Source organism: Chryseobacterium sp. IT-36CA2 (genome assembly GCF_949767875.1).
GTDB lineage: Bacteria > Bacteroidota > Bacteroidia > Flavobacteriales > Weeksellaceae > Chryseobacterium.
In genome coordinates this window covers 1116405-1129504 of record NZ_CATKPG010000011.1, presented here as the reverse complement: position 1 = coordinate 1129504, position 13100 = coordinate 1116405, and the positions used below count along the sequence as shown (strand labels likewise).

Annotated in this window: 13 protein-coding genes; 3 read left to right on the top strand and 10 right to left on the bottom strand. The window is 38.1% G+C overall.

Annotated elements, in window-relative coordinates; genetic code table 11:
* Positions 1-281: 281 nt before the first annotated feature.
* Entirely contained in the window at positions 282-2051 is a 1770-nt protein-coding gene (locus ACM6F9_RS05930) for an aminopeptidase P family N-terminal domain-containing protein (RefSeq protein ID WP_414844834.1), read from the bottom strand.
* 215 nt (positions 2052-2266) lie between these two features.
* Here ACM6F9_RS05930 and ACM6F9_RS05925 point away from each other — a divergent pair, with 215 nt between their 5' ends.
* The 3 genes from ACM6F9_RS05925 to ACM6F9_RS05915 are packed head-to-tail and all read left to right on the top strand — an operon-like array spanning position 2267 to position 4008.
* Positions 2267-2704 carry a DUF6526 family protein gene (locus ACM6F9_RS05925; RefSeq protein WP_414844833.1) on the top strand — a complete coding sequence of 146 codons (438 nt, stop codon included), beginning with the start codon at positions 2267-2269 and terminating at the stop codon, positions 2702-2704.
* Positions 2705-2724: 20 nt separating this feature from the next.
* The gene (locus tag ACM6F9_RS05920) at positions 2725-2892 is read left to right on the top strand and encodes a phosphatidate cytidylyltransferase (RefSeq protein ID WP_414844832.1); all 168 of its coding nucleotides are present in this window, start codon (positions 2725-2727) and stop codon (positions 2890-2892) included.
* Between the two features lie 9 nt (positions 2893-2901).
* On the top strand, positions 2902-4008 hold the full coding sequence (locus ACM6F9_RS05915; protein ID WP_414844831.1) for a DNA topoisomerase IB: 1107 nt from the start codon (positions 2902-2904) through the stop codon (positions 4006-4008).
* A 121-nt stretch (positions 4009-4129) separates the two neighbouring features.
* Here the strand turns inward: ACM6F9_RS05915 and ACM6F9_RS05910 are convergent, their stop codons facing one another.
* The 9 genes from ACM6F9_RS05910 to ACM6F9_RS05870 form a co-directional block, all read right to left on the bottom strand.
* Positions 4130-5020: a helix-turn-helix domain-containing protein gene (locus tag ACM6F9_RS05910; RefSeq protein ID WP_414844830.1), complete on the bottom strand. Its 891-nt coding sequence runs from the start codon at positions 5018-5020 to the stop codon at positions 4130-4132.
* Between the two features lie 147 nt (positions 5021-5167).
* Positions 5168-7414, bottom strand: a complete 2247-nt coding sequence (locus ACM6F9_RS05905) for a TonB-dependent receptor (protein ID WP_414844829.1) — start codon at positions 7412-7414, stop codon at positions 5168-5170.
* 163 nt (positions 7415-7577) lie between these two features.
* Positions 7578-8465 carry an urea transporter gene (locus ACM6F9_RS05900; RefSeq protein WP_414844828.1) on the bottom strand — a complete coding sequence of 296 codons (888 nt, stop codon included), beginning with the start codon at positions 8463-8465 and terminating at the stop codon, positions 7578-7580.
* A gap of 256 nt (positions 8466-8721) precedes the next feature.
* Positions 8722-9423, bottom strand: coding sequence for a hypothetical protein (locus ACM6F9_RS05895; RefSeq protein ID WP_105703727.1), 702 nt, complete (start codon positions 9421-9423; stop codon positions 8722-8724).
* 137 nt (positions 9424-9560) lie between these two features.
* Positions 9561-10349, bottom strand: coding sequence for an urease accessory protein UreD (locus ACM6F9_RS05890; protein WP_414844827.1), 789 nt, complete (start codon positions 10347-10349; stop codon positions 9561-9563).
* The gene (ureG, locus tag ACM6F9_RS05885) at positions 10350-10988 is read right to left on the bottom strand and encodes an urease accessory protein UreG (RefSeq protein WP_002977658.1); all 639 of its coding nucleotides are present in this window, start codon (positions 10986-10988) and stop codon (positions 10350-10352) included.
* Between the two features lie 273 nt (positions 10989-11261).
* Positions 11262-11951 (bottom strand): urease accessory protein UreF, encoded by a 690-nt coding sequence (locus tag ACM6F9_RS05880; RefSeq protein WP_414844826.1) that lies wholly within the window; start codon positions 11949-11951, stop codon positions 11262-11264.
* A 1-nt stretch (position 11952) separates the two neighbouring features.
* Positions 11953-12462 (bottom strand): urease accessory protein UreE, encoded by a 510-nt coding sequence (gene ureE, locus ACM6F9_RS05875; RefSeq protein WP_414844825.1) that lies wholly within the window; start codon positions 12460-12462, stop codon positions 11953-11955.
* Positions 12452-13099: a hypothetical protein gene (locus tag ACM6F9_RS05870; protein WP_414844824.1), complete on the bottom strand. Its 648-nt coding sequence runs from the start codon at positions 13097-13099 to the stop codon at positions 12452-12454. Before ACM6F9_RS05870 ends, ureE begins: the two co-directional genes overlap by 11 nt.
* Position 13100: the final 1 nt, after the last annotated feature.

Here is a 13100-nt window from a genome sequence, read left to right as displayed (position 1 = left end):
AAAATCATCTCAGGACGAGATGATCTACCGTTTTGAATTTACTTGAGTTATTTATGAAGATATGAATGATGTTTTGTTGTAACAAAGATAGATCAATGATGTTTTTTATGCATCAGTGGAATCCCTAGAATTATATCCGTAAAAATACGGTTGTATAAAAAGAAAAGCCCTGCAGGAAATACCTTACAGGGCTTTTGGTTTATCTAACAATATTCGGTTTAATGTTTAAACTTCAAGGTTTAAAGTTATGATTGTCATCTGCTTTCACCTTTGAATCTTTATTAAAGAGGACTCACCAATTGCAGGAACCATTCTTTCACTTCTCCTTCCAAATAAGGAGCAAGTTTTTCTTCGCAAGTTTTGTGGTAGCCATTCAACCATGCGATTTCGCTTTCTGAAAGGATTTCTTTTACCACTGTATCTTTGAAGAATGGGCAGAATGTTAATGTCTCAAATTCATAGAACGTTCCGTGGATTGTTTTTTCTGCTTCTTTTACGGCAATCAGGTTTTCGTGACGAATTCCATAATGTCCTTCAAGATAATATCCAGGTTCATTAGAACAAACCATTCCAGGAAGAAGTTCCTGAGGGTTTAGGTCTTTTCTGATGTTTTGTGGTCCTTCATGTACATTCATGAAACTTCCTACACCGTGTCCTGTTCCGTGGTTGAAATCTTTCCCTTCCATCCAAAGCGGAAGCCTTGCAATAGCATCAAGGTGTACTCCTTTTGTTCCTTTCGGGAATTTCACCATTGATAAACGGATTAATCCCTGTAATACCAATGTTGAATTTCTTTTAAACTCCTCCGAAGGGGTTCCTAAGGCAAAAGTTCTTGTAATATCTGTAGTTCCTTCAAGGTACTGGCCTCCTGAATCTACAAGGATTGTTTCCTCGTTGGTTACTTCTTTGCTTCCTTCTTTTTTGGCAGAATAGTGCATAATAGCACCGTTATCTTTATATCCTACGATAGACCCGAAACTTTCCCCTACAAAGTTTTCACCTTCTGCACGGAATCCTCTTAATTTTTGTCCGATAGAATATTCATTCATGGCTTCTTTTCCTGCATTGTGCGTTAGCCAATAAAGGAATTTCACCATCGCAACCCCGTCTCTTACCATGACAGTTCTGAAACCTTCCAGCTCAGCTTCATTTTTCTGTGCTTTCATCAGATTGCCCGGAACCGGAGCTTTGATAAACTGATTATCGGTTTTTAATGTTTCAAAAATCTGTTGGTTGCTGTTTGGAGAAACAAGCACTTTTTCGCTTTTGAAGGTCTTCAGGTAATTGTAGAATTCTTCGTAAGGCATCATTTTTACAAAGGAATCATCCATTTGCTTTCTTGCTGCCACTTCCATTTTTTCTAATCCTGTAAATACAACAGCATCGTTTTTAGTAATTACAATATATCCTAAAAATACAGGGTTACTTTCTACATCGCTACCTCTCAGGTTGAGTGTCCATGCAACATCATCCAGACTTGATATAATGTGTACAGTAGCTTCCTGTTCTTCCATTTTCTGACGGATTGCAGCAATTTTATCAGATACAGATTTACCTGCTCTTTCTACCGGATGTACAAAAATAGGATTGGCAGACGGTGTACCTCTGTCTTTCCAGACTTCTTTTAAAAGCGGAAGATCTACCAGGGTAATATTTTTAGCATTAAATCTTTGAGAAAGCAATTCCCAGTTAGCATTGGAAGCTGCAACAGCACTTACTGCCACTTTACCGCCTGCAGGAATTTCTGAAATAATCCAGTCGATATAATGAGGAGTTCCTTCCATTCCATCTTTGAAAAGATCAATTCCGGAACCATCCAGTTCAATAGCGGCTTGGGTAAAGTATCTACCATCTGTCCAAAGCCCGGCTTTGTCTTTCGTAACTACCACAAAACCAGCAGAACCTAGGAAACCTGACAACCAGGCTCTTTCCTGCCATTCTTCAGGAAGGTATTCACTCATATGCGGATCTGCAGAATATACTATAAATGCATCAACATTATTTTTCTGCATTTCTTCACGAAGTGCAGCCACTTTTTCCTTTGAAGTCATTCTTTTTATTTTTAAACACCGAAAGTTACGAAAAATTTGATGTCTGAAAGGCAAATCTACCTGCTATTTTGCTTCATAATCTGTTATTTTTAAAGAGATCTAAAAAAATGAAAGCATCAAACATATTTAATAAAAATCCCCATTTTACAGTAAAAAAAACTACCACATTATCAAAATAATAAATTTTTGGAAGGATTATTGCTGCACTCTACTTCATGAAACAGCAAAACTATAATAACCACAGGAAATTTTATCCGCCACATCATTTTATTTATCTTCCATTGCTCATTATATTGGAGATTTTAGGAATTTATAAAATTTGGGACGCCCCCGAAAATCAGCTGGTCTGGATCCTATTTTCTGTCGTGATTTTTTTGCTTTTTTATCTGGCATTTATGACGCGGCAGCATTATGCACTGGGACTTCAAAACCGTATGGTGGTTCTGGAATTTAAACAGCGTTATTTTGAGATTTTCAATAAAAGATCAGATGAAACTGCTGAAAAATTGAAATTCGATCAGATTGCTGCGTTGAGATTTACCTATGATGATGAATTCAAAGAGCTTTTATACAGAGCACTTCATGAAAACATCTCAGGGGACGAAATTAAAAGGTCTATCAAAAAATGGAGAGCTGACCGTCTCAGAATCTAACACCAACAAAATACATACCTATGAAAAAGTGGACCTTTTACAGTATTGCAATATTCAGTTTATTGACACTAACAAGTTGTGAAGCGGTAGAAACAATTTTTAAAGCAGGGATGTGGTGGGGAATTATCGTAGTCTGTGTGATCGTAGGAATTCTTTTACTGATTTTTTCGAAGGGTAAAAACTCTTAACCATGCTTTATGGAGAAGAATACAGACCTGGAGATTATTTCTCACCTTAAGCCTTCAAAAATTGTTAAAATAATGAAGGATCCGGAAGCTTCTGCAAAGGCGGTACATCTCGTATATACCACCGATGCAGAAACCAACGGAATTATCCGTAAAAAAACAGGAAAGAAATATTCTTATTATAATAATGGGAAAAAAGTAAAGGACAAGGAAGAAATTACAAGAATCAACAAACTGGTCATTCCTCCCGCCTGGGAAAATGTATGGATCTGTGCTCTTGACAACGGCCATCTTCAGGCAACGGGCTTTGATGTGAAACAAAGAAAACAATACCGCTACCATCCGCTCTGGACTGCTTTAAGAAATCATACAAAATTTTACAGAATGCTTCAGTTCGGGTCTGCGTTACCGGAAATGCGGCTGCATATAGAACAGGATCTTGCGTTAAGAAATTTCGAAAAGCGGAAAATTCTGGCTTTAATTGTAAGTCTTATGCAAAGAACCAACATCCGTATTGGTAATTCTATTTACGAAAAACTGTATGGTTCTTTCGGCCTAACGACTTTGAAAGATAAACATGTAAAAGTAAAAGGACAAAAAATAACGTTCTCTTTTAAGGGTAAAAAGGGGGTTATGCATCATGTTGATCTTAGAAGTCAAAGACTGTCAAGACTGGTTCAGAAATGTAAGGACATCCCGGGGAAAGAACTTTTCCAGTATTTAGATGATGAGGGAAACCGGCATTCTATAGATTCCGGGATGGTGAATGATTATATTAAAGAAATAAGCGGCGAGGATTTTACGGCAAAGGATTTCAGAACATGGTCCGGAACTGTGGGTGCCCTCATTGCTTTTAAAGAAATCGGGTATGCCGAAAATGACACCCAGAGTAAAAAGAAAATAAAAGAGGCTCTTGACATCGTTGCGGAGAATCTTGGAAATACCTCCGCTGTATGCAGAAAGTATTATGTTCATCCTTTAGTCATCAATCTCTACGAAAACAATACCATCAAAAAATACCTTGATGAGCTGGAAGTCATAGAAGAAAATGACGGAAAAGCTGATCTTACAAAAGAAGAAAAGCTGGTGCTGAAAATGCTGGAAAATGAAAGGATGTAATGAAGAATGGAAGCTGGGAGATGGAAGTTCTGAAATTCCTAAAACAACTTTTTGAATTCCCAACTTATTTTGATTAGGTACTAAAATACTTCCAACATCTGATATCCCGCTTCCTGCCTTATCATATTGAGATTCTGCTGTTATTCAAAAACTGGGTTCTGTACTCCTTTGGGGTAATTCCTGCAATCTTTTTGAAAAGCTGGGTAAAATGCGATGCGGTATGAAAATTCAGCTCGTAAGCAATCTCTGCAATATCTTTACTGGAATGAAGTAATGCTTTGCTGTAATTAATATCAATTTCGTTAATCCATTGTTTGGGTGATTTCTGAGTAACCCCTTTTACACATTTATTCAGATAGCTTTCTGTTACGGACAATTTATCAGCATAAAAAGCCACTCTCTTTTCCCCTACATGATATTTGAACAAAAGATCCCGAAACTGAAGAGACAGCTCCATAGGACGTGTCGCAGATTTGTGATGGGTATCAGAATCTGTGCTCAGCATTTTGATTAAAATAAGATGAAGCATCGTCACTACTACATCATTGATATTCAAATTATTCAACCACAACTCCTGTTCCATAATCGGGAGAAGCTGTGTAATTGTTCCGTAGGTCAGGCTGTCAAGATTCAGGAATGGAGTCATGAAAAAGATACTGCTTTTATGTTTTGGCAGTTCCTGTTCGGACAGAATGTTATTTTCATAAGCAAGGAAGAAACCTTCAATATCATCTGATAACTCAACGGTTGCAGTGATTGTGCCTTGTTTTATAAAGATCACGCCTCCTTTTTCAGCACGGTATTCTTTATTTTCAAGATACTGTCTGATATGGCCGTTGGTAACGAAAATAATAAAATTGAACGTTGTACGGTACGGAATCACAGGCATCAGAATACCTTTAAGATAGTTTTCTATCCGATACAGCTGTATATCAGCATTATTAGCCAGTATCTTATCCGTAATATTCGGAAGAAAAAGCTTTTTATATTGAAAATTGGATAGTACTTCCATATCCTTGTTATGATTATTTAAAGTTATACAAAATATTTTTAAAGCAAAGAAGGCAAAAGAGTGAAAGAATAGCCACGAAACCCGAATCCTGCACTTTATACTCCAACCCTTATACTCCCAAATGCTCTCACTCTCTTACCCTCTTACTTAGAACTTATAATATACTCCCACTCTCACTCCAAAAGGACTTCCCGGTGTATATGTAAGATCTGTAATAGGTTCTGCTTCTCCTTTTAATTGAGTTTCTGTTGCAAACTGGGCTTCATTCCATTTTACATTGAAAAGATTGTTCAGCTGAACATTTGCTCCCCATTTCTGACGGTTATAAGAAAGCATAAGATCATTCACAAAATAGGCTTTCGTTCTGATGCTGTTATCTTCTACAGCAGGTCTTGCTCCCAGATATCGGTACTGAAGTCCCAAAGAAAAACCATTCAGGAAATCCCAGTTTACAGATCCTGTGCTGGTTACTACCGGAGCAAGAGGAACATAATCCTGTCCTTTTTCTTCTTCGGTAAATCTTGCGTGGGAATAATTAATATCTGCATTCAGATAAAAGTTTTCCAATGGCTGGAAACGAACGCCAAGATCAGCTCCAAAACGTCTAGATTTTCCAGAAGGTTCTACCACTGCATCATCTCCTACATATACAAATTCCTGCTGAAGATCCATATACCATAATGCCGGAGTAATAATCAAGGATTTGAACGGGTGCAGTCTTACCCCGAAATCTGCTCCTATAGAATATGGAAGGGTATTTTCGTTTTTATTGGGAACTACTACTCTCAGGTCATTGGAATGGAAGCCCATCCCTGTTTTCAGGAACCACATCACATTGTCATTCTGAGCATAGGAGAAATTCAATTTTGGACTTAGTCTTGTTGCTTCTTTTGACTGTCCGGATGGCAGTTGTTCCACATCCAGCAGATTATGCATGTTAAAGATAAAATGATCCACTCTCAAAGCCGGATTGATGGTCCACTTTCCTATTTTCCATATCAGACCTGAATAGGCATGAAGATTGGTTTCCGTTCCCGTCACATCAGATAATCTGTCCAACAGAAGATCTCTGTGATACACATGATTAAGCTGCAAAGTATTGATGTCATCATTCCTTAATCCGATTCCTGAAGTCCAGTTTAAGGAACTGTTGGCAAAGGAGAAAGACTTTGTATATTTTATTTCGGCTCCATAAATATTTCTTCCGTCTGTCTGCTGAATTTCATCACCATGATCCTTATCTTTTAAATTAAAGGTAAAATCAGAATACAGGTTGAAATTATACTTTGAATAGAAAGCCATGGCATCAATCTGCTCGGAAGGAGAAATAATATGCTTGAAATTCATCTGAAGGTTTGTTCTGGAGGTTTTTCCGCCTTCTGTAGGGTCTATACTTCCCCATCTTCCAATGATTCCTTCGTCTACGGCACGTTCCGGAATCTGCCCGGAAGCATTCCATGAAGAATTAAATGTAGAAAACTGGATGTTGAAATAATCTTTATCAGTCAGCCATTGATTGTATTTCCCGAAGATATTGACTCTGTTGAAATTCTGTTTTACATCGAAAGGTCCATCTGTATAGTTGTATTCTGCTGCTATATATGCATTCTTTCGTCCAAGATCATCATGCAGAATATTGAACATTCCCAATACTCTTTTGGAATTGAACGAGCCTCCTTCCAGTTTAATCATACTGTTTTTCAAACCATTGTACGTCTGAAAATCTACATATCCTGCAGTATTAAAGTCTCCACGATCCATGTAATAGGCTCCTTTTCCAAAATCGATATTATTGACGGTTTCTGGAATCACAAAGTGCAGATCAGAATATCCCTGACCATGAGCGTGAGAAACGATATTTACAGGCATTCCGTCTACATTGACGCTTACATCGGTACCGTGATCAGCATCAAATCCTCTTAGAAAAAGCTGTTCTGCCTTTCCTCCTCCGGCATGTTGTGCAATAAACAATCCCGGAACTTTTCTCAACAAATCCTGAGCTGAGTTTACCGGAAATTTATTCAGATCAACCTTTGTAATGGCTGATAAAAACGAGCTGTGATTGATGGCTACTTCAGAAATCTGAAAAGGCTTATGCTGTAAAAAAATAACTTTACTTTTATCTTCATCATTGGTCACCACCCATTTTACCTCATCGTATCCCTGACGGCTGATCACAAGGGTATCAGGAAGGGATTTTACAGGAATTGCAAATGTACCATCTGTTCCTGTATGGGTATGGCTGTTTCCGTGGTCATATTTTACCAAGGCATCTGCAATGGGAAATTTGTCATCTGCATCTTTGATTAACAACTGTTTTTCTGTTTCCTGCGCCATCATTTTTCCACTGAAAGCCATGACCAGAAATACGGCTGCTATTTTCGTTATTTTCATTTTTTGATTGAATTGTTTTTGATTTAATATGTATTTTAGAGGTTAGAAGTTAGAGAGATGTCAATAGTGAATTTTGCCTCACAAGTGAATGATCAATTATTGAGAAAGAACTTTAAACAGTCTTGCACTCTCAAACTCTCCCACCCTCAGACTCTCTAACCTCTTAGCTTTTCGCTTTAAGAAATGCCTTCTGAATTAAAAGCGTAATCCACGTTCCGACTACAAATGGGAATGTAAATACTCCGCCTACAATATCCAGACAGTGATTGTCTATTAAAAGATCATCAATAGCAATGGTGATAAGAACTGCGATCAGTACCCACAATCCATCTGTTTTTTTGACTCCAGAAAAAACAATGGCTGAAAGCACGGCATTAAACCCAAATAATCCCATGTGGATTTCTTTGATAGGTTCTCCATTCAATTGTGATAATCCTGCCCCCAGGATAGATGCTGCCAACCCGTATAAAGCTGCTACCGGAGAACTGATGAAAACGGCAAGGAAGAATATAACCCCGGAAAGAATTCCTCCCTGAAATATCACTTCTCCAAAACCATTGGTACAGGTGAGAAAGTCATCGTATTCTGAAGGAACCACTTCACTGCTCAGCATTTCGGAAGGCGGAATATGGGTAAAATGATGCAGTGTAAAAACCAGTACCCATGTAATAATGATAAAAGGAAAAGTAAACACCGGAATTTTCTTCTGGATAAAGAAATGCTGAATAACAGCTGCCAATGCTCCACCTAATATGATAAGAACCCAGATTAATAAAGTTGTCTGAAACAAAAATGCCAATGCTACTCCTACAAGAGCTGCACTGAAACCATAAAGTCCGGCATTGATTTCAGATTTGTCATAATTAAGCTTCATTGCGGTGAAAGTTCCGGCTGCTGTTGAAAGCAATACTGCGACTCCGCACTGCCAGCTTCCCATAAAGATTCCTATAAGAAACAAAAGGCCTGTCCATCTGTTTTCCTGAAGCATGATCTGCCCGATTCCTTTTAAAACATTGTCTAAAAAAGGGAGTTTTTTGAAAAATTCTTCCATAGTTTTTTTAATTTATTAATAGTGTAGGGTGATTTTAGATGGTTGTTGTTTGTTTTTCGTTGCTAGATGCTGGATGCGAGTTTCAGGTTTCGAGATGCAAATTTCGAAATGCGAGGTACGAGGATTAGAATAAGATAAAAAGATACGAGATTGAAAATTCAGCATTTTTCAGCTTCAGTTCTTTCTTCAACCTTCCAACTCTCTTACCCTCAAACTCTCCCACTCTATCACTCGAATCCCGCACCCCGGAATTCGTTTACCATCCAAGAAAGACCATTCCAACTCCGCAAACGGTTACTACCGCTCCGCTTACCACTCCCATATATCTTTCCAGTTTTTCAGTATTGAATAATGTTGAATACCCGTAACGTCCTAAAAGAACCATCCCAAGCATTGTTAAAACGGTTGTTATGGTGAATGAAGTTACCAATACAGCGATTTCAGACATGGAATGTTTCACTCCTGAATAGAATAATAAAGGAATCAGAGGTTCACTTGGTCCCATTACGAAAATCATGAAAAGTACAAGCGGAGTTACTTTTATTCTTTTTTGAGGCATTACCACTTCGCTGTGATTATGTTCATAAACATAGACATCATCACCCATTACATCAAAATGCTTATGCGGTTTGTTTCTGATCGCCTGAATAAGACCATATACAAGGTAAACTCCTCCAAAGATCAGCAGTGCCCATCCTGAAAAATTTCCTCTGATATCCTGAAACCAAGAGATTTTATTCAACTGCCATCCAAGGAAAACTCCGATAAAACCTAAAATCAGAGAACTGAATACGTGTCCGAAACCACAAACAACGGTTAAGATGGCTGTTTTCATTCCACTCCATTTCTTAGATTTTGAAATCACAATAAATGGCAGATAATGATCCGGCCCTGATGCTGTATGTATGAAACTTATTGAAACGGCACTCAAAAGAAGCGCCCAAACTGTACTATCCATTTTCTATTTATCTATTGTTGTTCTCTATTAAGTTTTGGCTAAAGCCAATTGAAACCTATCTTTTAGTATTGTGGGCTAAAGCCCGCCTCTATTGAATATTTTCTCTGTGTAGCTTAAATAAAGAATCGTTTTAATTTTTATTCTAAAGACCAAAGGATTTCCTGAATATGCAGGAAGAAGTTATACATCATTTCTCCTCCATGCCCCAAAGCTCTTACTACGAAACCATTGTCTTCCATGGCAGAAACTCCTACTTCCATTTCTTCATGATGTTTAGTTGCAGCCTCAACAATTTCTTCTATCAATCCATTTTTATCTACATTTTCCTTTGTACTGTAGAAAATCAGGGTTCCCTGATGGGTATATTGTTCCAGGTTTCCGATACTGCTGATCGGGATCATGTCAGGCTGAATCAAAACATTATCCTTCACTACAAGTTTGTTGCTATGATAAATTTCCATTACGTTCTGAAAACGTTTTAGCTTAAAGACTTCTCCATAATGTTTTCGCCCACAGGTAATGATCTCACTGATGGTGATCTGGCTGTTTTTCCCGATATGAATATTTGCTTTACTCTTAAAGTTGGAATCTTCGTGGGGAACTATGGGATGAGGAACATAGGCGAAAGAAGTTTCATCTTCCATAGAGACATTGAGCTCCTGAAGTGCCTTATCCTTCATATTGAAAAGTCTCTGATAAGATTGTGACTGCAACTGAAGAGCCGCTCCTTTTTCAAGAGCAACATCCAAATGGTAATGGTCTCCATCCAGAATTCCCGGAGAGGAGCTCATCACCATCTGATAGAGCTTTTTGTCACTTTTCCGTTGTCCTACAGAAACTACCCTGAAAGGAAGCGAGACATAAAGGTCTTTCACATAGGATTCTCCTCCTTTGAATCCTGCAATAATTTTTAAACGACTATCCATTTATCTTACTAAGTTCGGTTCTTCAACTTCCTCTAAAAGAGCATATTTTTTAATCCAACCTATTACTTTATCCAGTCCTTCATCTGTTTTAAGGTTTGTGAATACAAAAGGGTTTCCTTTTCTCATTCTTCTGGCATCATTTTCCATCACTTCAAGGCTGGCTCCAACGTAAGGAGCAAGGTCAATTTTATTGATGATCAGTAAGTCTGATCTTGTAATACCAGGACCTCCTTTTCTAGGAATTTTTTCTCCTTCTGCCACATCGATAATGAAAATGGTAACGTCTGCAAGATCGGGACTGAATGTCGCGGAAAGATTATCCCCTCCACTTTCGATAAGAACCAATTCAATTTCAGGGAAACGTGCTGCCAGCTCATCCACTGCTTCAAGGTTCATACTTGCATCTTCACGGATTGCTGTGTGAGGACATCCTCCTGTTTCTACTCCGATAATTCTGTCGTGGGGAAGAAGACTGTTTTTAGCCATAAATTCAGCGTCTTCTTTAGTATAAATATCATTAGTAATTACGCCAAGATCATAGGTTCCGAATAATTTTCTGCTTAAACGTTCCAGTAATGCCGTTTTTCCTGAACCTACAGGTCCTGCTACTCCTACTTTTATGTATTTTCTATTTTCCATTTTCTTTAAATTTTATTTTATTTTTTTAACGCTATGGGCGCTAAGTTTTTTTGATTGTGAGTATTTTTCGATCGCAAGGGCGTTTTACTAAGCAAAGAGCACCTTGTTTCACGTATATATTTTTTTTAATTGAGAATATTGTAAGGGATGCAAAGGCATTTCATTCGGCTAAGAAGCATATTCATTGAGTCTTGCGTTTCTTCATTTTCTTAGCTTTCCCAATCTTCTTTTATCTTTTGCCTTTCCTCCCTTTTTGTCTTTTATTTTTATTTTTTACGACATATAAAGTCTTGAATAAAGCCTCTCATGCTGCATACATCTGATATCAAAAGCAGTATTACAAAGTCCCACCATATCCCTATCCAGCTCCATTGTTTCCCAGACTGTTTTTTCCATTACGGGATATAGCGAGAATAGAATATCTTGTCCATCCAGCTGTCCAAGAGGAACCAATTTTACAGCATTGGTGATCATTCCGGCAACCGATGTATAATAGAATCCTAAAAGTGCTTCGTACAGAGGAATTTTCATTAAATAAGCATATACTCCAAAGACAATACAATAGTGAGAATTGGCTTCTTTATTCTGAACTGCTTTTTCAAAAGCCTCCATAAAAGGAAAATGGTCTCTTCTCTTGAAAATTTTAATCAGTCTGAGTCCCAATTTCTGGCTGGCCTGACGGATCTCTTTCGGGCATTTTATCGCATTACATTCATTATCAAGAAGTATCAATGCCTCTAAATCTCCTTTTTCTGCTGCTTTATAAGCCAGTTTTACAAAAGCTCCGTCATTGAATTTAAGGTTGTACTGAAGCATATTCTGCACAAACTCTTTTGCAGTTGCCAGATTATGTACAATTCTTTCCTGAACATACGTTTCAAGTCCGTTGGAATGGGTATATCCCCCGATGGGAAGTGTAGGATCTGCAAGATGAAGCAGCCCTGACAGGAAGTTTATGTTCATATTATTCATCTTTTGGGGCCGCCATTTTTAAGATTTTTGTAAAGATTGTTGATCCCAGACTTCCGTGTCCGTGAGGCTCTACATTAGATTTAAGAAGATTCAGAAGTTTCACAGATTGTTTTTCCGGTTTGAAACCGCTTGCTTCCAGCCATCTGAACATCGGCATTTCGAAAGGGAGCAAAACTTTATCATTCTGAATGAAAAGCGGAATATGTTTGTTTCCGATCTCATAACATACGGTACCCATTTCCAACAGTGAAGCGGGTGACATCACGATAGCTTCTGTTTCAAGAACATTTACCGCAATTATTTTTTCTGCATCCTCAAAAAGAATATCTCCTTCACGCAAACGCTGCCCTTCTCTTAGAAACTTGATCGCTATATCAATTCCGTGTCTGGTTTTTTTACGCTGAATTCTTTTAGTGGTTTCGAACCATTCCAGATCAAGATAATCTATGGTTTTCCCTGTAGGATTTTCTGAGAGATTGCCTATGATTTGATTAATTATCATTTTTGGATTTTTTTCTGAAGTCTAAGTTTTTGGAAATACCCACTCCGAATGTTGAACCGCTTAGCCCTGCCACGTAACTTTTTGTCCAGCCTTCTTCTTTCGTTTTGGTCTGAAGCATGGAAAGTTCTGCAAATTTGAATTTCAGAGCCCATCCACCACCTAATAATATACCGATCAAAGGATAGGCACGAAGACGGAATCCGTTAAAGTTCTGCATTGCGTCTGCTGCCGTTGAAAGCTGTTGCCCCCAAACATAGTGAGCATCCACCTGGCCGATCAATACGAAGTATTTTCCAAGCATTACCGACGGACTATACCAGATCCCTGCTTCATTCTGTTTATAGACTACATTATGATCAACCGTATTCTGCGAATAAGCATAATTGACTCCGACAAGGTCATTATTATTGATAAAGTACCCTACTCCAAGCGGTGCGCTGGAAACTGTACTGTTGCTGCTTGATGGAGTTGTAATTTTAGAATAATCTAATGAGCCATACACCATAAACTGACCTTTAGGACCATCTTCATCACTTTTAAGCCTATGTCCACCCAGAAACTGAGCGCTTAAGTTCCCCGAAAGCACAGACATTCCGGCTACGGCAAGAGAAAAAACTGTTTTATTTAAATATTTCATT

Bases quoted from the DNA above. Each gene is read 5' to 3' on its own strand.
- ACM6F9_RS05890 (WP_414844827.1), bottom strand. From the start codon at position 10,349: ATGGATAGTCGTTTAAAAATTATTGCAGGATTCAAAGGAGGAGAATCC.
- ACM6F9_RS05895 (WP_105703727.1), bottom strand. From the start codon at position 9,423: ATGGATAGTACAGTTTGGGCGCTTCTTTTGAGTGCCGTTTCAATAAGT.
- ureE (WP_414844825.1), bottom strand. From the start codon at position 12,462: ATGATAATTAATCAAATCATAGGCAATCTCTCAGAAAATCCTACAGGG.
- ACM6F9_RS05870 (WP_414844824.1), bottom strand. From the start codon at position 13,099: ATGAAATATTTAAATAAAACAGTTTTTTCTCTTGCCGTAGCCGGAATG.
- ACM6F9_RS05915 (WP_414844831.1), top strand. From the start codon at position 2,902: ATGGAGAAGAATACAGACCTGGAGATTATTTCTCACCTTAAGCCTTCA.
- ACM6F9_RS05905 (WP_414844829.1), bottom strand. From the start codon at position 7,414: ATGAAAATAACGAAAATAGCAGCCGTATTTCTGGTCATGGCTTTCAGT.
- ACM6F9_RS05920 (WP_414844832.1), top strand. From the start codon at position 2,725: ATGAAAAAGTGGACCTTTTACAGTATTGCAATATTCAGTTTATTGACA.
- ACM6F9_RS05880 (WP_414844826.1), bottom strand. From the start codon at position 11,951: ATGAACATAAACTTCCTGTCAGGGCTGCTTCATCTTGCAGATCCTACA.
- ACM6F9_RS05900 (WP_414844828.1), bottom strand. From the start codon at position 8,465: ATGGAAGAATTTTTCAAAAAACTCCCTTTTTTAGACAATGTTTTAAAA.
- ACM6F9_RS05925 (WP_414844833.1), top strand. From the start codon at position 2,267: ATGAAACAGCAAAACTATAATAACCACAGGAAATTTTATCCGCCACAT.
- ureG (WP_002977658.1), bottom strand. From the start codon at position 10,988: ATGGAAAATAGAAAATACATAAAAGTAGGAGTAGCAGGACCTGTAGGT.
- ACM6F9_RS05910 (WP_414844830.1), bottom strand. From the start codon at position 5,020: ATGGAAGTACTATCCAATTTTCAATATAAAAAGCTTTTTCTTCCGAAT.
- ACM6F9_RS05930 (WP_414844834.1), bottom strand. From the start codon at position 2,051: ATGACTTCAAAGGAAAAAGTGGCTGCACTTCGTGAAGAAATGCAGAAA.